Genomic DNA, 20,499 nt, shown 5'->3' with positions numbered 1-20,499 from the left:
ATGTCTTCGGCGCCCGCCCGCCGGCAATCCTTTCCGATTGGTCCAAACCGTCTCGCGGGCGCCGAAGGGTACGGCTCGCGCGATGAGTTTCCGGCTGTCGCGTCGTATCAGCTTCGACGAGGAATCGACGAAGGGAGTGCGGCGCGATGGCCGACTACATCGATGTGAACGGCGTGCGCATGTGGTACGACGAGCGTGGCACGGGGGACCCGCTGGTGCTCCTGCACGGAGGCCTGACGGACAGCCGTGACTTCCACGGCAATCTCGACGCTCTGGCCGAGCGTCACCGGCTGCTGATGCCCGAGCGCCGGGGCCACGGGCACAGCCCGGACGTGCCCGGACCGTTCACGATGGAGGCGTTCGCCGACGACACGGCGGCCTTCATCGACAAGATCGTCGGCGGTCCTGTACGGCTGGCCGGATACAGCGCCGGCGCGATCGTGGCGCTGTGGACCGCCGTTCGCCGCCCTGACCTCGTCGAGCGGCTCGTCCTGGTCAGTGGTGCGTTCGACTCGGAGGGGATGATCCTGCGGCCCAGCGCGGACGCGCCACCGCCTCCTCCGCTGGTGTCCGCCTATGCCGCGGTGTCTCCGGACGGAGCGGACCACTTCCCCGAAATCATGGCCAAGGTAGCCCGCCAGGCCGCCGAGGACCGGCCGCTGGCACCGTTGGAGCTGGCCGCTGTCACCTGTCCGGCGCTGGTCATAGCCGCCGATGACGACATCGTCACCTTGGAGCACACCGTGCAGCTGTACCGGGCGCTGCCCGCCGCGCAACTGGCGGTCGTGCCGTACGCCTCTCATCTGCTCCTGCACGAGAAGCCCGAGCTGTGCGCCCGGTTGATCGGCGAGTTCCTGGCCGGTGGATCGGCTCCCACCTGGATGCCGATCCGGCGCGCCTGAGCCTTTCGACCGGCCTCGCCGGGCGAACTTGACGGGCGTCGCGCCCCACGCCGCGCGGCGCCCCGTTCATCGCCCGGGGGCGGGAAGGTTTCGCCGCCGGGTCAGGGCGCGGTCGTCGAAGCGTCGATCATGACGCACGTAGGTCAGAGGTCGGCGAAGTGCACGAACACGGCCGCGATCCAGAGCCATCCCGGGATGATGAACGCCCGCTGGATGAGCCCGCTTCTGGGTGAGTCGTTCTCCCAAGCTCTCCCGAACGCGTAGCAGGGGAACGTCAGGCCGATGGCGGCGACGGCCGAGACGGCCTTCCAGACCACCTCGGGCAGGGTGAACGCCGCCACGGCCGCGGTGACGGGCAGGGAGAAGAACACGACGGCTCCGGCGTAGTCGTGGATCTTGTGCCAGACGGTGAACCGGGCTGGGTCACCCTCCGGCGTGCCCGGTGGGAAGCCCCGCATCGGGTCCATCCTGGAGAGCGACGCCACCAGGCCCAGGCCGAAGATCGTCAGCATCGCGCCCAGGAGCGGCTGCCGTCCGGTCGTGGCGACGGCGACGGCGCCGACGGTGATCGCGGTGCCGCACACGGCGAAGTTCGCGGTCTGGATCCATCCTCGGGGGCCGAGGGCCAGGGCGCTGACAGGGTGGCGGACCGGCGAGTAGCCGGGTCGGACCAGTCCGTCGATCAGAAAGACCAGTACGAAGAGCAGGGCGCCGCTCGCGCCGACGACGTACGACACAAGTCCTCCTCCTGGGGCTGCGCTTGGCGGATTAGTCCGATCGGACTAAAATGTGTCCATGCGTAATGATAGCCAGCCGATCGGACGAAAAGGCGAGTCGTTCATCGAAAGGGCCCGCCGTACCCAGATCGCCGACGCGGCGGCCGAGGTGGTGGCCGAACTGGGCTACGCGCGCACGTCGCTCGCGCGGATCGCCGAGAGGGCGGGCATCAGCAAAGGGGTGATCACCTATCACTTCGACAGCAAGGACGAGATCCTGCGGCTGGTCGTGACGCGGTTCTTCGCCAGGGGCTGGCAGCACATGGAGGAACGGATCTCGGCCCAGGAGTCGGCCGCCGGCCAGGTGCGCGCCTGGATCGGGTCCGAGCTGGAGTTCTTCGGCGCGCACCGGACCGAGTTCCTCGCGATGAGCGACATCATGGCCAACCACCGCGGCGACGACGGCACTCCCGCCTACGCCGACGAACTCGCCGAGGAGGTCAACGGGCTCGCGGAGATCCTCCGACAGGGTCAGCGAAAGGGCGAACTGCGTGAGTTCGACGCCATGGGCGTCGCCAACATCATCCTGCGCTGCCTCGACGGCGTCCTGGGGTCCTGGGCAGCCGACCCCGGTGTCGATCTCGAGGCGCAGTCCGGCGTGCTCCTGGACTTCATCGACCACGCCATCTGCAAGGCCGTACGGTGAACCGGCCGGCGCTGCGACCGCCCGGGCATGAGGCACGATTGCGTCGCCGCTCACGTGGGGTGGGACGCGGCGAGTCGTGTTCCCTCATCCGGTGGGCCGGTCGAGGGACAGGTCCACGTCTTCGTGCCCGTACCACTGCCCGGAAGGCGGCTGTTCGGCCATCGGGTCGGTCAGCCGCAGCCGGACCTCGTCGGCGGTGGCCTCGATGATCTGGACCTCCCGCCACGTGGTGTCGTCGCCGATGCGAGCCCACCACGGCTCGGCCAGGCAGGCCAGCCCTCGGCTGCGCAGGAGGTCGAGAGCCTCGCCGTGGTCGGAGGGCTTGCCGAGCGGGGCGCCGAAGATCGTCGTGGCCTGCCAGCCGCCGGACATCGGTACGGCCCAGCCGAGCAGTTCGCCGTCGTCCCGCCGTACCTCCTCGGGGGCAGGGAAGTCCGGCCACATGTCCGCGATCGCTTTGACGATCTTCCGCGTCGAGTCCCTCTGCCAGAGCACGCCGTCCCGCTCGATGCGGCCGCCCGCGTAGGCGCTGGGCCGTACATGACGGCCGAGCACCCACACGTCGCGCACACGCTGGGTCGAGGCGATGTCGGCGGTCGGGTCGCCGTCGACGAGCAGCAGGTCCGCCCGGTGCCCGACGGCGATCAGGCCGCGGTCGGTCAGGCCGAAGGTCCGGGCGGGGGCAGAGGTCGCCGCCGTGAGCGCCTCGGCGGGGGTGAAGCCCGCCTCGACCAGGTGCTGCAGTTCGCGGTGCAGGCTGGCTCCGAAGACGAGCCCGGGATTGGGCGCGTCGGTGCCCGCCAGGATCGGCAGGCCCGACTCCAGCAGGGCCACGGCGTTGTAGCGCTGTGCGGAGTTGTCCGGCGGCTGCGGCGGCATCCAGCGCATGGCCTGGCGCTCGATCACGCGCCGCCACCGCGCACTCAGCCGGGCGGCCAGGTGCGGCTGCGTCAGCAAGGGCATGACGCCGCCGGGGCCGGGGAAGCCGTCGATGACGCTCAGCGTCGTGATCACGGCTGGGCCGTACCGGGCCACCTCGCGGACGTGCGCGTCCGTCATGCGGTCGAAGGGCACGTGCGCCAGGACGTCGACGCCGCACCTGGCGACCGTCACGGCGCCGTCGGCGGAGGAGACGTGGGCCACGACGGGCAGGCCGCTGTCGTGCGCGGCGCTCACGAGCGCCTCGATCGTGGGGACGTCGAGGGCGGGGATGTCGAGCATCGCGCCCGAGCCGTCGTCGTAGATCACCTTGAGATGTGTCGCGCCCTCGGCGACCCTGCCGGCCACGAAGGCCGCCGCGTCGCCCGGGCCGGTGACGTACGGGAAGGGCGCGTAGGCGATCGTCGGATGGCCGCCGGGAGCGGTGGCGCCGATGCCGGAGGTCCGCAGGTCGGCGCACACCGGCCCCTGGCCACGGGCCGCGTCGTCGAGGGCGGACCGCTCCGGGCCGATGGTCTCGGGCTTGCTGAACAGGTCGATGACGGTGGTCACGCCGAAAGTGGCCGCCAGTGCCGTACATCCGGGCAGCAGGTGAACGTGGGCGTCGACGAGGCCGGGCAGGAGGGTCGCGCCCGAGCCGTCGACGACGGCGTCGCCCGGCCGCGCCACCGTCGCGTCCCCGACGCCCGCGATCCTCCCTGCGTCGACCCGGACGTGCGTGACCCCCGCGAGCAGGCCGCCGCCGCTGAAGACCTGGGCGCCGGCGATCGTGAAGGGCTGATTCGTGCTCATCTGGGCGAGACTAGAAGTTGACGTAACGAGAAGGTCCAGCGAACGAGGATGCGAAAGTGGAGTACTCCATCGGCGACGTCGCCCGGATGTCCGGACTCACCTCACGGACGCTCAGGCACTACGACGACATCGGACTGCTCCGCCCCGCCCGCACCTCCGGCAACGGCTACCGCTGGTACGGCCGGCGGGAACTGCTGCGCCTGCAGCGGATCCTGTTCCTCAAGGAACTCGACGTCCCCCTCATCCAGATCACCCGCATCCTCGCCGGAGAGCAGGACGACGTCGCGGCCCTGCGACGGCACCGCGAAGACCTCGTCGCCCACCAGGAGCGGCTGGGCGAGATCATCGCGACCGTCGACCACACCATCGCCGATCTCACCGGGCAGGCTCACCTCGGCGAGCAGGAGTTCTTCACCGGCCTGGCGTCCCGTCGGGACGATCTCCGGCGCGACCTCGAATCCCGGTACGGCAGCGGCGTCGGCGATCACTTCGCCGACGCGGAGGCGGTCATGGGCCAGTGGACCCGCCAGGACCACGAGCAGGCGGCGGCCCAGGGGCGCCGCCTGATGCGACGGCTGTCCGACGCCCGCTCCGGCGGCATGGATCCGAGCAGCGCGCCCGTCCTGGACCTCATGGCCGAGCACTATCAGGGGATGCGGCTGATGTGGCCCGCCGACGCGGCCGCCTACCACGCGTACGCGGACGTGGTGCTGGACAACCCCGCCCAGCGGGACATGATCGGGGAGATCGACCCGCTCCTCCCCGCATGGTTCGCCGAGGCGGTCCGTGCCTACGCCGTTCAGCGGCTCGGCCACCAGCAGGCGGGGGAGGAGGACCGGCAGGAACCGGGGCGGCGGTGACTGGTGCCTGCCCATCGGCAGGAGGTACACCGGGCCCGCACGATCCCCGGGATCCTCGCCGTGGTCAAGGCGACCATGGAATGGGGATGGCTCGGCCTCGCGGGCATCGTCTCGGACGCAAGCAGTGGCAGCGGCAGTCGAGCCGGGCGCTGCTCACGATCGACGGTGACCGGTTGCGCATCCGGCCCATCGGCGCAGTCGTCGTGGGCCGTCCATGGGGGCTTCGACCGGGCGCGATGGTCTTCGTCGAGACGGTGGCGCAGAGGGTGCTCCCCTTCCGGCTGCTCGACCGTACGGACGGTTTCGTCGAGGCCCTGCGTGATGCGGGCGTCGCGACGATTGAGGAGCTACGCCGTCGCGAATGAGGCAGGGCCTCGCTCCTCCCGGCCGGAGCCCGGGAAGTCGTGTGTCTCGTGCGTTGCCGTACCGGCCGATGATCCGTGGGCGGTGGCTCAGAAGAGCCATCGTGTGGCGGTCAGGCCGTCCGAGCCGTATCCGTAGGCGCGGACGGGTGTGATCCGGTAGAAGGCGTATTCGGGGGAGCCCGGCAGGCTGTCGTCGACCGCGATGCCGTCGCGCAGCGAGAACGCCCACTGGAACTTGGCCAGGAAGGCGTCGGCCGCCTCCCGCTGGAGGGCGGGGTCGCGCAGGTGGGAGGTGGTGCCTTCCAGGACGAGGTCGAGTTCGGCGTCGGAGACGGTCAGGACGCACTGGTCGTTGAGGGTCAGGTTGCGGGCTTTGCGCGAGGTGGGGCGGGCGGCGATGCAGGGCGCCAGGCCGGCCCATACCGGCATGACAGGCATGGTGTGGGGGCGTCCGTCGGGCCGGACGGTGGACAGCCATGCCTTGGGGGCTGTCTCCAGGCAGGCGCGGGCTTGGCTCCATGGCTTGACGGTGGCCGGGTCGGTGCTCATGGGAACGGCGTCGGACTCGTTGAACAGCAGTTCGGCATGGGGTGTCGGGTGGCTGGACATGGGCACTCCGAGATCAAGGTTTCTTTAGGGAAGTGACTCTATCGTGAGTGGCTTTCCTAAGGGAAGGGGCTTGGCTAGGATGTCGCCATGCAGCGCACCCGGATCGGCGACCTGACCTGCTCGATCGCACGCACCCTGGACATCGTCGGCGAGCAGTGGTCGGCCCTGATCCTGCGCGACGTCTACGCCGGCATCACCCGCTTCGAGGCTCTCCAGCGCGATCTGGGGATCTCCACCAAGGTTCTCAGCGAGCGGCTTCGGTGGCTGGTCGAGAACGAGGTGCTGGAGCGCCGGGAGTATTCGCAACGTCCCGTCAGGCATGAGTACGCGCTGACCCAGAAGGGGCGCGAGCTCTGCGACCTGCTGCTGGTGATGGTGCGCTGGGGAGACAAGTGGAAGGCGGGAGAGGCGGGCCCGCCGGTTTTGTACCGGCATCACGCGTGCGGGCAGATCAGCCATGTCGAGCTGCGGTGCTCGGTGTGCGAGCGTCCCATGGGCGTGGACGACATCGACCTGCTGCCCGGGCCCGGCGCTGCGACGTGAGCACGCGGCCGGATCCCGGCAGGTCAGCGGTTGTGGACGCCGCCGTCGTGTCGATACCGGAGCATTGATCGACTTCGGCGTACGGTGCGTAGTGGAGGGCGGAGAGGGCGCCGGCTCCGCGCGACGCCTCTCCTCCTCGGCTGGCCGGCCATCGGCCGGCATCACATCCGACCCCAATCGACAGGGCGTTCCGTTCTCGACCGGCGTGGCGCACCCCCAGGGGCGCGGCCGGAGAGCGAGAAGGGGCGTCAGTGGAGGAGATCGATTTCGGTGCGGCGTTCGATGCCGCACCGATCCCGCTGGCGCTGCTGTCGCCCGAGCTGATCTTCATGTTCGTGAACCGGGCCTACGAGCAGATGGTCGGACACCGGCGCGAGGACGTCGTCGGCCGTGACGTGTTCGAGGTCTTCCCCGGCGGCCCGGAAACGACGGAGGCCGCGGTGTTGCGGGCCTCGCTGGAGCGGGTGCTGACCGGCGCCGAGATCGACGTCATGCCGCTGCTGCGCTACGACGTGGAAAGCAACCAAGGAACGCCGGGATTCCAGGAACGGTACTGGAGCATCACCAACGCCCCGCTGCTGGACTCGGAGGGCTCCGTCTGCGGCGTGGTCAACCTGCCCCAGGAGGTGACCGGCTTCGTCCGGCGGGTGCGTGACGCCGGGCACCAGGTCCTGACCGGTGTGAGGCTGTCGCGCCTGGGAGCGGTGGAGGCCCATCTCTACTCCCAGACGCGCCGGCTCCAGGACATCAACCAGCGGCTGCGCAGGGCTCAGGACAGGGCGCACAACGCGGCGCAGGAGCTGAACAAGGTGGTGCAGCAGCATCGCGAGGCTGTCGCCGACACCTCTCACGACCTGCGTGGCCCGATCGCCGGCCTGCAGTTGCGGTTGCAGGACGCGCTGGCCGCCCCCGACGCCGACGCCCGCCAGAGCCTGCTGGCCGCGCTGCGCGACGCCGAGCGGCTGGGCGACATCGTCGGCGACCTCCTGGAACTGGCCCGGCTGGAGGCGGGCGCGCCCCAGGGGGTGCAGGCCATCGACCTCGCGGTCCTGGTCGGGCAGGAGTTGTTGCACCGCCCGGCCCACGTGAAGATCGTCACCAGGGTGGAGTCGGGGGTGATGGTCGAAGGGACGCCGGTGCGGTTGACCCGGCTGGTGGGCAACCTGCTGGCCAACGCGATCCGTCACGCCCGGTCCCGGGTGGAGGTGACGATCGGGGTCGACGGTGGCCAGGCCGTACTTGAGGTGGCCGACGACGGGCCGGGCATTCCGGCCGCCGACCGGGAGGCGGTGTTCCGCCGCTTCTTCCGGCGCCCGGACGCGCTGCGGGCCGACCCCGCCGGTAGCGGCCTCGGCCTGCCGATCGCCCGGCAGATCGCCGAGGCGCACGGGGGCACGCTGGATATCGCCGACCCGCCCGACCCGGCGACCTCTCCGGACGCCGCGGGCGGCGCCCGGCTGGTCCTGCGGCTGCCCCTGCTACCGCCTTCGTGACCTCCGGCCAGGCCTTGGCTGAACGAGGCAGGCCTGAACGAGGCAGGCCCCCGGCCTGAGCGAGGCAGGCCTCGGAATCGGCTGGGGCGGCCCCGGATCGGCTGGCTGGGCCCGGCGCTACGGTGAGTCCGGTGGGGACTGCGCCGCGAGGGCCGCGAGGGCCGCGAGGAGTACGGCTTCGCGTCCGGCGCTGAGGCCTGCCCGGCGTTCGCGGTGGAGGCCCTGCTCCCGCTCCCAGGCCAGGATGTCGTCGATCATCTCGCGCCGTGGACGGTGCCGCAGGCCGGCGGCGACGGCGGCGGCGCCCGATCGCGCGGACCAGCCTTCGTAGCCGGGCGCGACCAGCCACAGGGGCAGCGACTCCGGGCCCATGTACGCGGCCACCCCCTGCTCCAGCAGCCAGCCGGGCTCGGCGGCGACGACGGGCCCGGTGTGACCGGCCGCGGCGCGGCAGAGCTCGATCCACTCCGCGAACGGGACGGTCGGCCCGACGGTGTTGAAGGTGCCGGTGACGCCCTTCTCGGCGCAGTCGAGCAGCCAGGAAGCCAGGTCGCGCACGTCGATCGCCTGGGTCGGGTGACCGGGGGAGTCGGGGACCAGCATCGGCGCCAGCGTGTCGCGTGCCGCGCGAGCCGGCCAGTAGCCGGTGCGGTCGCTCTGGTCTCCGGGGCCGCCGATGAGGCCGGCGCGGGCGATCAGGAGACGGTCGCCCACCGCGGACGCGGAGGCCAGTTCGCAGGCCACCTTCGCCGCGCCGTACAGGGAATGGTCGACCTCGTCCTGGTCGGCGGGCGCCATGACGGCGGCGGACTCGTCGGCGCCCGGCCGGTCGTGGGCGGCGTAGGCGTTGACGGAGGAGACGTAGGTCCAGTGCCGGCTCCGGGCGGCGACGGCGGCGAGTGCTCCGCGCACGAAGGCGGGCTGCCAGCTCACCTCGAACACGGCGTCCCAGTCGCGATCCGGCAGCGCGTGGTAGGCCGATGGGTCGCGCCGGTCGGCCGCCACCAGGGTCGCGCCGTCGGCCACGTCGCCGCTCTCGCCGCGGGCCAGGCAGGTCACCTCGTGGCCGCGCGCGAGAGCCTGCCGGGCCAGCTCCCGGCCCAGCCAGGCGGTTCCGCCGAGGATCAGGACGTTCATGGTGTCAGCAAAACATCGTGACCTTCGCGTGCCCAGGCGGATTCGCCGACAGCGGATCGCCGGGTCACCAGCCGGTGCCGATCTGGACACGCTGCTGGCCGCTGTAGCCCTGGACGCTCTCGCCGGGGTAGAGCCACAGGACGCCGCCGGGGTCGGCGGCCACGATGTCCTGGTGGCCGTCGCCGTCCCAGTCGGCCAGGCCGGCGATGGTGTAGCCGTTCCAGCCGTTGCCGATCCGCGCACCTTGGCCCGGCACCCCGATGAAGACGGTGTTCGTGCGCGCTCCGCTGCCCGCGTGGAACCAGAGCTCACCGCCGGGGTTCCTGACGATGACGTCCTGGCGGCCGTCCGCGTCCCAGTCGCTCACGCCTGAGTACGTCACGCCCTGGCGGTGGCCGATCTGGGTGCGCGGCTGGCCGCTGTAGGCGCGGCTGCTCTCGCCGGGGAAGAGCCAGAGCGGCGAGAAGTAGTGCATGAGGGTGACGATGTCCTGGTGCCCGTCCAGATCCCAGTCGGCCAGGCCGGTGAAGTTGTAGAGGCTCCAGCCGTTGCCGATCTGGTAGCGGCCCTGGGTGCTGTAGGCGCGGGTGCTTTCGCCGGGGTACAGCCACAGCAGGCCGCCGGCGTCCCGCGCCACGATGTCCTGGTGGCCGTCGCCGTCCCAGTCGGTGACGCCCGCGAACTCGTAGCCGGTGGGGGTCGCCGCGTTCGCCGCCGAGGGCGACGCCACGATCGCCGCGGCGATCACCGCGACGGCCGCGGCCGCGCGTCGTACTGATGCGATCCGCATGACCACTCCAAGGGAACCGGGAATCCGTACCTGTTCCGACGAGCGAAGCCGCCTCGGGGTTCTGCGGGGAGGCCGGCCGGGTCATGGGTGCTTTCACGTATCCCGGGTGCTGGGCCGTTCGGACTCCCGCTGCTGGTAGTCGCGCGGAGACAGCCCGTGGAAGCGGGAGAAGGCGGCGCTGAACGTGGGCAGGTGGGCGTACCCGATCCGGCGCGCGACGGCGCTGGGCGGGGCGCCTCCGGCGAGCAGGTCGCGGGCGATGCGCATGCGGGCGGCATAGCGCCAGCGGCCCAGCGTCATGCCGGTCTCGTCGCGGAAGGCGCGCAGGATCTCGGCGTGGACGTCACCGTCACGCGTCCCGCCGGGCTCGCCGATGCGGCGCAAACACTCCATCGCGACGGCTCGCGCGCGCGGGTCGGCGGGCATCGGCACCGACAGCGCTCGCTGCGCGGCGACCTGTTCCGCGAACAGGTCGAGGACGTGGCGGGGGTTGTGGTCGTCGGGACGCAGTCCGGACCGGGCGCTGATCGAGCAGGACATCAGGTAGTCGTCCCACGCGGGCGAGAAGCGCACCTGCAGCGGCGCCGTCAGCTGGAGGTCGCCGGTGCTCGCGTTGCCCAGCGGCAGGGAGACGGAGTTCTCGCGCAGGCCGGTGACGTGGTCCAGTCCTGCGGGGATCCAGGTCGCGACCCCTCGCTCGCGCTCGTAGCGTTGGTCGCCGATGTCCAGGTAGCCGCTGCCTCGGTACATCCAGCTGAGGACGTGGACGTCGTTGGTGTGCGGCGGCGTGCTGGCCGCGGGCAGCATCTCGGGCGCGGCGGGCGTGCCCGTCCTGCGCATCATCCGGATCAGGTCGTCGGTCTGCCGTGCCGCCGCCGCGCGCTGCGTCAGCCCCCCGGCGCCGGGCCGGGCGGACAGCTCCCGTGCGAACTCGTGGGGTGTCAGCCCGAACCGTCCCTTGAAGGCCCGCGTGAGGCCGTTGCGGCTGGCGAAGCCCACCCGGGCGGCCACCTGGTCCACGTCGTAGCCGGCGGCGAGGAACTCCACGGCGGCGCCGAGCCGGCAGTGCAGCCGCCACCGCTCGAACGTGAGCCCGGTGTCAGCGAGGAAGTCGCGGCGAAGGGTGCGCGCGCTGGAGAGCACCCGTGACGCCCATTGCTCGACCGTGAGGTCGAGCGCGGGGTCGCGCACCAGTTCCTCGGCGACCGTCCTGGCGCCGCGGGCTCGTGGCATCGGCGGAGAGGTGGATCCGTCCGCGTCAGGATTCCGCGAGCGGGAGCCGGGGCGCCGGAGGAGCTCCTCGATCGCCTCGGGGGAGTACCCGCGGTCATTGAAGGGGGTGACCTGCAGGTTGAAGAGCTGGATCAACCAGTCCTGCCAGCCGCTGGGCACGTCGAACCGCGTCAGTTCCGACAATCCCCAGGCGCCGGCGCGGGGCCACAGCGGGAAGGCGACGGTGCCCGGCTTCGTGGTGATCGCCCGCTCCGTCCAGCCGTCCGCGGGGATCCAGGCGCCTTCGCCGGCCTGGAGGTGGTGCGCCGGTCCGCCGTCGAGGCTCACGTGCGCGGTGCCGGTGCGGACCCAGAGCAGCAGCGGCCGGACGGGCCCGTCTTCCGGGCCCAGCCGCGCAGCGGGAATCGGCGGCGGGTCGGCGGCGCCCGCGGCGAACGACGAGGGCATCACCATGTCCTAACCATACGGCAGTCTGCGCACACCAAAGCAGGTAAGGTTAACCTAACCTTACCAGTGCGCGCCCTCCCCGATGCGGCGCGCGGCTTCTGTCCTTTGAAACGACCGGAAAGTTCGGGTCCCCGCATGCCCAAAACCACGCGCCGGCTCACCGTGCACCCGCCGACCCTGCGCGAGGTCCAGGTGGTCAGGATCGTCGACCTCACCCCGGGGATGCGGCGGGTCACGCTGTCCGGGGAGCAGCTGGGCGAGTTCACCGCCGCGGGCGGCTTCGTACGGCCGGCCTTCGCGTCACCGGGTTTCGACGACGACCTCGCGCTCTACTTCCCCTACCCGGGTCAGCCCGATCCGGTGCTCCCGGTCCAGGGCGAGGCCAAGCTGATCGTGCCCAGGGATCCCCGGCCGCTGTCGAGGGCCTACACCGTTCGCCGGTGGGACCCCGAGGCCGGCGAGCTGGACGTGGACTTCGTCAAGCACGGGGTGGGCGCCGGAACGACGTGGGCCTATCGCGCCCAGCCGGGCGACCGGATCCACCTCAGCGGCCCGAGCACGTCCAAGGCGTTCCCCGCCGGCGCCGACTGGTGGCTCGTGGCAGGCGACGACACCGCGCTCCCCGCCATCGGCCGCCTGCTCGACGAGCTCCCGCCCGGCGCCAAGGCGCAGGTGTTCATCGAGATCGCCGAGGACGCCCACCGCCAGGAACTGCGCGAGCCGCCCGGGGTGGACGTGACATGGCTGGTCCGCCCCGAAGCGGCGGCCGGGACGGCGTCGCCGCTCACCGAGGCCGTCCGCGGCGCGGAGTGGTGGCCTGGCCAGGCGTTCGCGTGGCTGGCCGGCGAGCACACGGCCGTCCGCGACATGCGCCGGCACCTGGTCGAGGACCGCGGCGTGCCCAAGGAGGACATCGACTTCGCCGGCTACTGGCGCCGATCCGAGGTCGTCACCCTGGAGACCGACGGCGCCGTGCCCGACCCGGACAGGACGGTCACCCCGTTCCAGAAGCTCCACGACCTGACCGAGCTCGTCGCGCCGGTCGCGATCCGCACCGCCGTCGAGCTGGGCGTTCCCGATCTGCTCTCCCGCGGCGTGGCCGGCGTGGCCGAGCTGGCCGCCAAGGCCGGCGCCGACGAGCGCGCCCTGGGCAAGCTGCTGCGTTACCTGCACAGCCTGGGCGTGGTGAACGAGAAGGAACCGCGGCACTACGCCCTGACGCCGGTCGGCGAGGTCCTCACCCTCGACTTCATCGCCGACCGGCTCCACCCCGCCGGCGTGGTCGGCCGCGAGATGCTCGGGATCCACGGCCTCACGGAGTCGATCCGCACCGGGCGGCCCGCCTACGCCTCCGTCACCGGCCAGACCTTCGCCGACGTGCGGGCCGAGCAGGACTACGAGGACCGTCATCTGGAGCGCCTGGCGAAGTTCCAGCCCGCCCTCGCCGGGCCGATCGCCACGTCCGGCCTGCTCGCCGGAGTCCGGCACCTGGTGATCCACTCCGGTGGCGCCGGCGCCCACGCCCGTGAGTACGTCGCGGCGCACGAAGACCTGCGCGTGACGATCTGCGCCCTGCCCGCCCAGGCCGACTGGCTGCGCCGCGACCTGCCCGCCACGATTCCCGACGAACGGCAACGCGCGCGGGTCGCCGTACGGGAGCAGTCCGTCTTCGAGCCCGGCCCGGCGGCCGACGCCGTCCTCATCAGCCGCGCCTTCAAGACCCTGCCCGACGCCGACGCCGCACACGCCCTGCGGCGGGCCGCCGAGAACCTCCTCCCCGGCGGACGCGTGCTGCTGATCGAGGAGGTCTTCGACACCGACGACCTCGACGAGCACGACAGCGAGGAAGACCTGATCGGCCTGGCCTGCCACGGCGCAGGCCTGCGCACCGCGGCGGAACTCGACGCCGTCATCGCCCGGGCAGGCCTCACGCGCGGGCCGGCGCGCACCGTCGGCCTGGGCGTCACGGTCCACGAACTCCACCGGCCGACCCCCTCCACCAGAGAAGAAGAGAACGCCCATGAGTAACATCTCCCTCCCTAGGCGCGGCGCAGCCCTCGCCGCCGCGCTGATGAGCGCGTCGCTCGTCCTCACCGCCTGCGGTGGTGGCGGCGACGACTCCGGCGCCGAGCCCGCCGCGACCGGCAGCGTCGAGCCCGCCGCGACCGGCAGCGCCAAGGCCTCCGAGACCCGCAGCGTCAAGGCCGAGAACGGCACCATCGAGATTCCCGCCGCCCCCCAGCGGATCGTCACGATCGGCAACACGAACCTCCCCTTCATCGACCTGGGCGGCAAGCCCGTGGGCGTCACCGAGGTGTCCCCCTCCGAGCTCGGCGTGCTGCCCGCGGAACAGAAGACCGTGTACGAGGCGGCCGAGGTCGTCGGCAGCGACGGTGGCGAGGTGGACCTCGAGAAGCTCGCCGGCCTCAAGCCCGACCTCATCCTGGTCCAGTTCCACTCGAGTGACTGGGACAAGGTCGGCAAGCGGCTCGAGTCCATCGCCCCGACCGTGTTCTGGGGGCTCGACACCGAGTGGAAGGCCTTCGCCGACGCCATCGCGGAGGCCGGCAACGTCGCCGACGCGCTCAGCCAGCAGAAGGCGGAGTTCACGGCCAAGGTCGCCAAGATCAAGGAGACCTACCGCAAGGTCATCGACGGCACCTCGTTCGTCGACGTCTCCCGCGGATCATGGAACGATCCAGGAACCTTCTACATCGCCGACATCGGCTGCTCCGAGATCGCCAGGGACGACATCGGCCTGGACCTCCCCGAGGCGGCCGAGGGCAAGGACCCCCTGGCCTACGAGTCCCTGCCGTTCGAGCAGATCGGTGAGCTGTCCAAGTACGACGTGATCACCTACCCCGTCGACGCCCAGGGCCGGCCGATGGAGCCCTTCGTGCCGGTGGTGGAGACCAACACCTGGAAGTCGCTGCCCGCCGTGAGCTCCGGCCGTGCGCTGGGAGTCTTCTGCCCCGGCAACAACTCCTACGGGCCCGTCATCAGGTACCTGGACTCGCTCGACAGCGCGCTGGCGACCCTCCCAGCCGCGAAGTGACAACCCTCGCCCTGCGGCAGGACGGTCCGGGCACCGGCACGGTGCCCGGACCGCGTCGCCGTCTGCTCGGCCTGGCCATCGCGCTGGTGGTGCTGGCGGTCATGCTGGTGCTGAGCGTCATGATCGGGTCGACGGCGATCGCGCCGTCCGTGGTGTGGGACGCGCTGTTCCACCCCCCGGCCGGCATCGACCAGTTCGCGATCCGCGACTTCCGGCTGCCGCGCACGATCGTCGGTCTGGTCGTCGGCGTCGCCCTCGGACTGTCGGGCGCGCTGATCCAGGCGCTCACCCGCAACCCCCTGGCCGATCCTGGCATCCTCGGCGTGCACGCCGGTGCGTCCTTCGCGGTGACGGTCGCCGTGGGCGTGCTCGGTGTCCGCGACGCCCAGGGCTACATGGGGTTCGCGTTCGCGGGGGCGCTGATCGTCACGCTCCTGGTGCTCGCCCTCGGCTCGACGCGGCAGGGCTCCTCGCCGGTGGTCATGGTGCTCGCCGGGCTCTGCGTCGGCGCCGTGCTCGGCGGCGCCAGGGAGGCGCTCCAGCTGACCAACCCCGACGCCTTCGACGCGATGCGGTACTGGAACGCCGGGTCGATCGTGGGGCGCCCGCTCGAGGTCGTGTGGCCGATCCTGCCGTTCTTCGCGGTGGCGCTCATCCTGGCCTTCGTGGTGTCGGGCCCGCTCAACGCCCTGGCTCTCGGTGACGAGCTGGCGGCGGCCCAAGGGGTCCGGCTGGTGCGCACCCGCGTGCTCGCGGTGATCGCCCTCACCCTCCTGGCCGGCGGCGCCACCGCGATCGCCGGACCCATCGGATTCGTCGGGCTCATGGTGCCGCACGTGGCCCGCTGGATCGTCGGCCCGCACCAGCGCTGGATCTTCGCCTACAGCATCCTGCTCGCCCCGAGCCTGCTGCTGGTCTCCGACATCCTCGGCCGCGTCGTGATGCGACCCGGCGAGATCCCCGTCGGCATCGTCACCGCCTTCGTCGGCGCTCCCGTCCTCGTCGCGCTCGTGCGGCGCAAGAAGGCGAGCGGACTATGAGCAGCCACCTTCCCCGGGTGGACTTCGGGCGGCGGGTGCTGGTGCTGCGGCACCGGCGGATCGCCGTACGGCTCCAGTGGCGCTCGGTCGTCGTCTGCGCGGTGCTCGCGGTCGCGGTCGCGGGTACGGCGGTGCTCGCGCTGATGACCGGCTCGTACGCTCTGAGCCCCGGGCAGGTGCTCTCCGCGCTGACCGGCGGGGAGAGCGGCATCGTCCACGACATCGTGGTCGAGTGGCGGCTGCCCCGGGTGAGCGCGGCGCTGGTGTTCGGCGCGGCCCTGGGAGTGAGCGGCGCGGTCTTCCAGTCCCTGCTGCGCAACCCCCTCGCCGACCCCGGCGTCATCGGGTTCTCCCAGGGCTCCTACACCGGCGCGCTGATCGTGATCCTGGTCGTCAACGGCAGCTACGCGCAGCTGGTCGGCGGGGCGCTGCTGGGCGGGATGATCACCGCCGTGGCCGTGTACGTGCTCGCCTACCGGCGAGGGGTGCAGGGGTTCCGGCTGATCGTCGTCGGCATCGGCGTCTCGGCGATGCTCAGCTCGCTCAACGCCTGGCTGATCCTCAAGGCCGACCTGGACCAGGCCATGTCCGCGGCCGCGTGGGGCGCCGGGTCACTCAACGGCGTGTCGTGGGACCAGGCCGTCACCGGCGGAGTCTGCGTCGCCGTACTCCTGCTGCTGTCCGGGATGCTGAGCCGGCCGATGCGGCAGATGGAGCTGGGTGACGACGCGGCCGCCTCGCAAGGGGTGCGGGTCTCGCCCGCGCGCCTCGGCCTGATCCTGGTCGGAGTGGCGCTGACGGCGACGGTCACGGCCGCGTCGGGGCCGATCGCGTTCATCTCCCTGGTCGCCCCGCAGATCGCCCGCAGGCTCGCCCGCACCGCCGGGATCACGCTCACCCCCGCCGCCTTCGTCGGCGCGCTGCTGTGCCTGGCGTCGGACTACCTCGCCCAGCACGTCGCCCCCACCCCGCTGCCGGTCGGCGTCATCACCGTCGTGCTCGGCGGCGGCTACCTCGGATACCTGCTGTTCACCGAAGCCAGGAGACGCCTATGAGCGCGACCACGCCCCACACCGCGCGCCTCCGTGTGGAGTCGGCGACGATCGGCTACGACAGGCGCATCATCTCCGAGCACCTCTCGGTGGCGATCCCCGACGAGTCGTTCACGGTCATCGTCGGCCCGAACGCGTGCGGCAAGTCCACCCTGCTGCGCGGCCTGTCCCGCCTGCTGAAGCCGTCGGCCGGGCAGGTCGTCCTCGACGGCGCCGACATCAACTCCTACAGGACCAAGGAGGTCGCGCGGCGGGTCGGACTGCTGCCGCAGACCTCGATCGCCCCCGACGGGATCACCGTCGCCGACCTGGTGGCCCGTGGCCGCTACCCCCACCAGGGGTTCATCAGGCAGTGGAGCGAGGACGACGAGCAGGCCGTGCTCAGGGCGATGCACCAGACCTCGGTCACCGAGCTGTCCGGGCGCCCGGTGGACGAGCTGTCGGGCGGGCAGCGCCAGCGCGTGTGGGTCGCGATGGCGCTCGCGCAGCACACCGACATCCTGCTGCTCGACGAACCGACCACCTTCCTCGACATCACCCACCAGATCGAGCTGATGGAGCTGTTCACCGACCTGCACCACGCCGGCCACACCCTGGTCGCCGTCCTGCACGACCTCAACCACGCCGCCCGCTACGGCACCCACCTGATCGCCATGAAGGACGGCGCCGTGGTCGCGGAGGGCACTCCGGACGAGGTCGTCACGGCCGAACTGGTCGAGGAGGTGTTCGGCCTGCGCTGCCTGGTGATTCCCGATCCGGTGGCCGGCAGCCCCCAGGTGGTGCCGCTCGGCCGCGACCGCAAACCAGGCCTGGAGAGCGCGAGAAATGGCTGATCCTTTCGTCGAGAAGCTGTCGACCGGTGAGTGGAGCGCGGAGAGGTTCCGACGACACCTCGGGGAGACGGGAGCACCGCTTGTCGCGCGGGTCTCGGCCGACGAGGTCGAGGTGACGTTCGTCGACGAGCCCGGAGACGACAGTACGGTCACCCTGTCGGTGGTGATCGGCCCCAGGATCGGCTTCAACCCGATCGAGACGGAGTTCGCCCCGGTGGCGGGCACGCCGTTCCGCGTTCTCACCCTGCGGATGCGCTCCGACCTGCGCTTCTCGTACGTGTTCGTACGACGCGGCCCGGCGGGTGAGGCCGGACGGGTTCCTGACCCGTTCAACCCGCCACCGAGGTTCTCTGAGTGCTCGGTCGAGCGGTTCTCCGGGGCCTCGGTGGCGGTACTCCCCGACGCGGAGCCGTTGCCCTGGCTCGACCAGGCCGAAGCGCGGCCGGCCCCGGCCGTGGAACCTTTCGTGCTGGCGAGCGAGATCCTGGGAGACGAACGCCGCATCCGGGTCTCGATGCCCCCGGGCGAACTCCCGGGCCACAGCGCCCTGCCCTTCGTGATCCACCTGGATGGCACGCCGGACCACAGCGCGCCGAGCGTTCGTGACGCCCTGGTCCGGGCGGGACTGGTACGGCCCTGCGCGGTGGTCCTCGTCGAGCAGCCCGCGCCGCGGCGCGACAAGGAACTGCTCTGCAATCCGGAGTTCTCCCGGATGCTGGTCCAGGAACTGCTGCCGTGGCTGCGCCGCCGGTATCCGCTCTCGCGGGACCCCCGTGACGTCGCGCTGGCCGGCGAGAGCTTCGGCGGCCTGTGCGCCGCCTGGACGGCGCTCCACCACCCCGAGGCGTTCGGCAACGCCATCCTCCAGTCCCCGTCGTGCGGGTACCACCCCGACCTCAGGTGGGGCACCGGGGCAGGCGAGCTGCTGCGCCGTACGCCCGTGCCGACGCTGATGGCCGACTTCCTGAACACGGAGACGGCGCCGGTCCGCATCTTCCACGACGTCGGCGAGCTGGAGAGCTCCGTCACCCACAGCCGCTGGCTGGACCACGTGCTCACCGGGAAGGGCTACGACACCCTCTACAGGGAGTTCGCCGGCGGGCACGACTACGCCTGGTGGCGAGGGGTCTTCGCCGACGCCCTGCTCTGGTGCTTCCCGCAGCGGACCACGGACCGGAGCCGGGCGTGAGGAACCCGCGTCTGTCCGGCGCCGACACCGCGGGACTGGGCCGGGGACCGCTGACCCGCCGGCTGCCGGTGCTCCTGCTCGCTCCCGCCGAGCCGCCCGGCGCCCTGCCGTTCGAGTCCGGGCCGGGGATCACCCCTGGCCGCTTCCTGCTGCGCGTGATCTTCTCGGTGAGGCGGGTCAGCGTTCCCGCGATGCTGCTGGCGATCGTGTGGCAGGTGAGCGAGTCCGCGGTCCCGGTGGTGATGGGCCTGGCGATCGACCGGGCCCTGGCGACCGGCGACGGGGGACAGCTGGTCCTGTGGCTCGGCGCGCTGGTGGCCCTCTACGCCGCGCTGACCTCGGCGGCGAGGCTCTCGCTGCGGCTGACCGCCTACGCGGTGCAGGTCCTGCAGCACCGGCTGCGCGCCACCCTCTCCACGGGCGTGCTGCACCCGTCCGGCGGCGCCGCCCGTACGCCGGACGGCCGCGTCGTCTCGGTGATGACGAACGACGTCGCGCGCCTGTCCAACGCGGTCATCCTGACGATCATCCCGGTCTCGAGGATCACGGCCATCGGATTCATCGCGGCCTCGCTGCTGGCGACGCACTGGCTGCTCGGACTCGCGGTGCTGCTCGGCGCGCCCGTGGCGGTCTGGTCGATGGGCCTGCTCAGCGAGCGGCTCTCCCGCGACACCCGGGAGTACCAGGAACTGCTGGCCTCCACGGTCGGACAGGCCACCGACCTGGTCACCGGCTACCGGGTGATCAAGGGGGTGCGTGCCGAGGCCGAGGCGACCAGCAGGTACCGGCGGGCGAGCCAGGAGACCCTGGCCGGCGCCAGGCGCAACGCGGGCCTGCTGGGCAGGTTCCTGACGGGCTCGGGCGTGGTCAGCGGCACGTTCGTCGCCGCCGTGATGGGGCTGGCGGGCTGGTTCGCCGTGGACGGCCGGCTCAGCATCGGCGGGCTGATCACCGCCGTCGGCCTCACCCAGGCACTGCTGCCGCAGATCCAGGCGATCGCGAGCACCTCCATCCCCAACCTCGCCGGCGCCCGCGCCTCGTCCGCGCGTGTCCTCGACGTGCTGCGGGACAACGCCACGCCGACGGCCGGTGCCGACGACGCGAGCCTGCCCAAGGTCGGCGCGCTGCCGGAGCTGAACGTCGTCGTGCCGGGCGTCTCCGGGACCGACGTCACGATCCGGGTCGAGCCAGGCGAGCTCGTGGGCGTGCGCGCCGGCGACCGGACCGCCGCCCGTGTCGTCGAGGCGCTGCTGGACCCCCAGGCAGGGGAGGGGGTCGAGACGCGGCTGGACGGGATCGCGGCGCGGGAGCTGCCCCCGGCCGAGTACCGCTCCCGGGTCACCGTCGCGCCGCACCGCGCCACGCTGTTCAGCGGCACCCTCCGCGACAACGTCGCCCCGATCGCGGGCGCGCCCGAGCGGGTGCACGCCGCGGTGCACGCCGCGGTGCTCGCCGCCGCCTGCGACGACTTCGCGGCCGACCTCGACGCCCCGGTCGGCGAGGGCGGCAACCGGCTCTCCGGCGGCCAGCGCCAGCGGATCGCGCTCGCCCGCGCCCTGGCGAGCGACGCGCCGGTGCTCGTGCTGCACGACCCGACCACCGCGGTCGACTCGGTCACCGAGCACACGATCGCCGGACGGCTGCGCGGTGTCAGGGCAGGCCGCTCGACGCTCCTGATCGCCTCGTCACCGGCCCTGCTCGCCGCCTGCGACCGCGTCGTCGAACTGCCTGACGACGTGCCCGCGCTCACAAGGACGGCCCAATGAGCGGCACTCCCGCCGGGCTGCCCGTCGTGCCC

General features: G+C 72.0%; 19 protein-coding genes. 13 read left to right on the top strand and 6 right to left on the bottom strand.

Annotation, left to right across the window (positions count from 1 at the left end; all coding sequences use genetic code 11):
* Positions 1-146 precede the first annotated feature (146 nt).
* Positions 147-902, top strand: a complete 756-nt coding sequence (locus ACIBH1_RS37410) for an alpha/beta fold hydrolase (RefSeq protein WP_397318768.1) — start codon at positions 147-149, stop codon at positions 900-902.
* Between the two features lie 143 nt (positions 903-1,045).
* Here the strand turns inward: ACIBH1_RS37410 and ACIBH1_RS37405 are convergent, their stop codons facing one another.
* Positions 1,046-1,639: a DUF998 domain-containing protein gene (locus ACIBH1_RS37405; RefSeq protein ID WP_397318767.1), complete on the bottom strand. Its 594-nt coding sequence runs from the start codon at positions 1,637-1,639 to the stop codon at positions 1,046-1,048.
* A 58-nt stretch (positions 1,640-1,697) separates the two neighbouring features.
* Between ACIBH1_RS37405 and ACIBH1_RS37400 the strand changes: the two genes are divergently transcribed.
* Positions 1,698-2,324: a TetR/AcrR family transcriptional regulator gene (locus ACIBH1_RS37400; protein WP_397318766.1), complete on the top strand. Its 627-nt coding sequence runs from the start codon at positions 1,698-1,700 to the stop codon at positions 2,322-2,324.
* An 84-nt stretch (positions 2,325-2,408) separates the two neighbouring features.
* Here ACIBH1_RS37400 and ACIBH1_RS37395 read toward each other — a convergent pair whose 3' ends face one another.
* Entirely contained in the window at positions 2,409-4,055 is a 1,647-nt protein-coding gene (locus tag ACIBH1_RS37395) for an amidohydrolase family protein (protein WP_397318765.1), read from the bottom strand.
* A 56-nt stretch (positions 4,056-4,111) separates the two neighbouring features.
* On the opposite strand from ACIBH1_RS37395, the gene ACIBH1_RS37390 reads away from it, so the two are divergent.
* Together ACIBH1_RS37390 and ACIBH1_RS37385 are read left to right on the top strand one after the other, a co-directional pair.
* A complete protein-coding gene (locus tag ACIBH1_RS37390; protein WP_397318764.1) occupies positions 4,112-4,915 on the top strand; it encodes a MerR family transcriptional regulator in 804 nt (267 codons plus the stop codon).
* Positions 4,916-5,001: 86 nt separating this feature from the next.
* Complete coding sequence (locus tag ACIBH1_RS37385; RefSeq protein WP_397318763.1) at positions 5,002-5,280, top strand: hypothetical protein; 279 nt, start codon at positions 5,002-5,004, stop codon at positions 5,278-5,280.
* A gap of 87 nt (positions 5,281-5,367) precedes the next feature.
* Here the strand turns inward: ACIBH1_RS37385 and ACIBH1_RS37380 are convergent, their stop codons facing one another.
* Entirely contained in the window at positions 5,368-5,889 is a 522-nt protein-coding gene (locus ACIBH1_RS37380) for a pyridoxamine 5'-phosphate oxidase family protein (RefSeq protein WP_397318762.1), read from the bottom strand.
* Between the two features lie 87 nt (positions 5,890-5,976).
* Between ACIBH1_RS37380 and ACIBH1_RS37375 the strand changes: the two genes are divergently transcribed.
* Together ACIBH1_RS37375 and ACIBH1_RS37370 are read left to right on the top strand one after the other, a co-directional pair.
* On the top strand, positions 5,977-6,432 hold the full coding sequence (locus ACIBH1_RS37375; protein WP_397318761.1) for a winged helix-turn-helix transcriptional regulator: 456 nt from the start codon (positions 5,977-5,979) through the stop codon (positions 6,430-6,432).
* A 251-nt stretch (positions 6,433-6,683) separates the two neighbouring features.
* A complete protein-coding gene (locus tag ACIBH1_RS37370; protein WP_397318760.1) occupies positions 6,684-7,925 on the top strand; it encodes an ATP-binding protein in 1,242 nt (413 codons plus the stop codon).
* A 117-nt stretch (positions 7,926-8,042) separates the two neighbouring features.
* Here the strand turns inward: ACIBH1_RS37370 and ACIBH1_RS37365 are convergent, their stop codons facing one another.
* From ACIBH1_RS37365 to ACIBH1_RS37355, 3 genes are all read right to left on the bottom strand, one after another.
* The gene (locus tag ACIBH1_RS37365) at positions 8,043-9,062 is read right to left on the bottom strand and encodes an NAD-dependent epimerase/dehydratase family protein (RefSeq protein ID WP_397318759.1); all 1,020 of its coding nucleotides are present in this window, start codon (positions 9,060-9,062) and stop codon (positions 8,043-8,045) included.
* Positions 9,063-9,126: 64 nt separating this feature from the next.
* Entirely contained in the window at positions 9,127-9,852 is a 726-nt protein-coding gene (locus ACIBH1_RS37360) for an FG-GAP repeat domain-containing protein (RefSeq protein WP_397318758.1), read from the bottom strand.
* A gap of 93 nt (positions 9,853-9,945) precedes the next feature.
* Entirely contained in the window at positions 9,946-11,538 is a 1,593-nt protein-coding gene (locus ACIBH1_RS37355; RefSeq protein WP_397318757.1) for a helix-turn-helix domain-containing protein, read from the bottom strand.
* A gap of 129 nt (positions 11,539-11,667) precedes the next feature.
* Here ACIBH1_RS37355 and ACIBH1_RS37350 point away from each other — a divergent pair, with 129 nt between their 5' ends.
* The 7 genes from ACIBH1_RS37350 to ACIBH1_RS37320 are packed head-to-tail and all read left to right on the top strand — an operon-like array spanning position 11,668 to position 20,467.
* Positions 11,668-13,560 carry an SIP domain-containing protein gene (locus ACIBH1_RS37350; RefSeq protein ID WP_397318756.1) on the top strand — a complete coding sequence of 631 codons (1,893 nt, stop codon included), beginning with the start codon at positions 11,668-11,670 and terminating at the stop codon, positions 13,558-13,560.
* On the top strand, positions 13,553-14,587 hold the full coding sequence (locus ACIBH1_RS37345; RefSeq protein WP_397318755.1) for an ABC transporter substrate-binding protein: 1,035 nt from the start codon (positions 13,553-13,555) through the stop codon (positions 14,585-14,587). Before ACIBH1_RS37350 ends, ACIBH1_RS37345 begins: the two co-directional genes overlap by 8 nt.
* Positions 14,584-15,627 (top strand): FecCD family ABC transporter permease, encoded by a 1,044-nt coding sequence (locus ACIBH1_RS37340; RefSeq protein WP_397318754.1) that lies wholly within the window; start codon positions 14,584-14,586, stop codon positions 15,625-15,627. Before ACIBH1_RS37345 ends, ACIBH1_RS37340 begins: the two co-directional genes overlap by 4 nt.
* A complete protein-coding gene (locus tag ACIBH1_RS37335) occupies positions 15,624-16,682 on the top strand; it encodes a FecCD family ABC transporter permease (protein WP_397318753.1) in 1,059 nt (352 codons plus the stop codon). The genes ACIBH1_RS37340 and ACIBH1_RS37335 overlap by 4 nt, the downstream gene beginning before the upstream one ends.
* The gene (locus tag ACIBH1_RS37330) at positions 16,679-17,512 is read left to right on the top strand and encodes an ABC transporter ATP-binding protein (protein ID WP_397318752.1); all 834 of its coding nucleotides are present in this window, start codon (positions 16,679-16,681) and stop codon (positions 17,510-17,512) included. Before ACIBH1_RS37335 ends, ACIBH1_RS37330 begins: the two co-directional genes overlap by 4 nt.
* Positions 17,505-18,701 (top strand): alpha/beta hydrolase, encoded by a 1,197-nt coding sequence (locus ACIBH1_RS37325; protein ID WP_397318751.1) that lies wholly within the window; start codon positions 17,505-17,507, stop codon positions 18,699-18,701. The genes ACIBH1_RS37330 and ACIBH1_RS37325 overlap by 8 nt, the downstream gene beginning before the upstream one ends.
* Positions 18,698-20,467, top strand: coding sequence for an ABC transporter transmembrane domain-containing protein (locus ACIBH1_RS37320; RefSeq protein WP_397318750.1), 1,770 nt, complete (start codon positions 18,698-18,700; stop codon positions 20,465-20,467). Before ACIBH1_RS37325 ends, ACIBH1_RS37320 begins: the two co-directional genes overlap by 4 nt.
* Positions 20,468-20,499: the final 32 nt, after the last annotated feature.

Source organism: Nonomuraea sp. NPDC050663 (genome assembly GCF_044456985.1).
Classification (GTDB): domain Bacteria; phylum Actinomycetota; class Actinomycetes; order Streptosporangiales; family Streptosporangiaceae; genus Nonomuraea.
Note: the sequence above shows the minus strand (reverse complement) of the source record. Positions and strands in the feature narration are given on the sequence as shown.

Excerpts from the sequence above, each read along its gene's own strand:
- ACIBH1_RS37385 (WP_397318763.1), top strand. The coding sequence starts at position 5,002 with ATGGCTCGGCCTCGCGGGCATCGTCTCGGACGCAAGCAGTGGCAGCGG.
- ACIBH1_RS37350 (WP_397318756.1), top strand. The coding sequence starts at position 11,668 with ATGCCCAAAACCACGCGCCGGCTCACCGTGCACCCGCCGACCCTGCGC.
- ACIBH1_RS37410 (WP_397318768.1), top strand. The coding sequence starts at position 147 with ATGGCCGACTACATCGATGTGAACGGCGTGCGCATGTGGTACGACGAG.
- ACIBH1_RS37355 (WP_397318757.1), bottom strand. The coding sequence starts at position 11,538 with ATGGTGATGCCCTCGTCGTTCGCCGCGGGCGCCGCCGACCCGCCGCCG.
- ACIBH1_RS37375 (WP_397318761.1), top strand. The coding sequence starts at position 5,977 with ATGCAGCGCACCCGGATCGGCGACCTGACCTGCTCGATCGCACGCACC.
- ACIBH1_RS37335 (WP_397318753.1), top strand. The coding sequence starts at position 15,624 with ATGAGCAGCCACCTTCCCCGGGTGGACTTCGGGCGGCGGGTGCTGGTG.
- ACIBH1_RS37365 (WP_397318759.1), bottom strand. The coding sequence starts at position 9,062 with ATGAACGTCCTGATCCTCGGCGGAACCGCCTGGCTGGGCCGGGAGCTG.
- ACIBH1_RS37360 (WP_397318758.1), bottom strand. The coding sequence starts at position 9,852 with ATGCGGATCGCATCAGTACGACGCGCGGCCGCGGCCGTCGCGGTGATC.
- ACIBH1_RS37380 (WP_397318762.1), bottom strand. The coding sequence starts at position 5,889 with ATGTCCAGCCACCCGACACCCCATGCCGAACTGCTGTTCAACGAGTCC.
- ACIBH1_RS37395 (WP_397318765.1), bottom strand. The coding sequence starts at position 4,055 with ATGAGCACGAATCAGCCCTTCACGATCGCCGGCGCCCAGGTCTTCAGC.
- ACIBH1_RS37330 (WP_397318752.1), top strand. The coding sequence starts at position 16,679 with ATGAGCGCGACCACGCCCCACACCGCGCGCCTCCGTGTGGAGTCGGCG.
- ACIBH1_RS37345 (WP_397318755.1), top strand. The coding sequence starts at position 13,553 with ATGAGTAACATCTCCCTCCCTAGGCGCGGCGCAGCCCTCGCCGCCGCG.
- ACIBH1_RS37325 (WP_397318751.1), top strand. The coding sequence starts at position 17,505 with ATGGCTGATCCTTTCGTCGAGAAGCTGTCGACCGGTGAGTGGAGCGCG.
- ACIBH1_RS37400 (WP_397318766.1), top strand. The coding sequence starts at position 1,698 with ATGCGTAATGATAGCCAGCCGATCGGACGAAAAGGCGAGTCGTTCATC.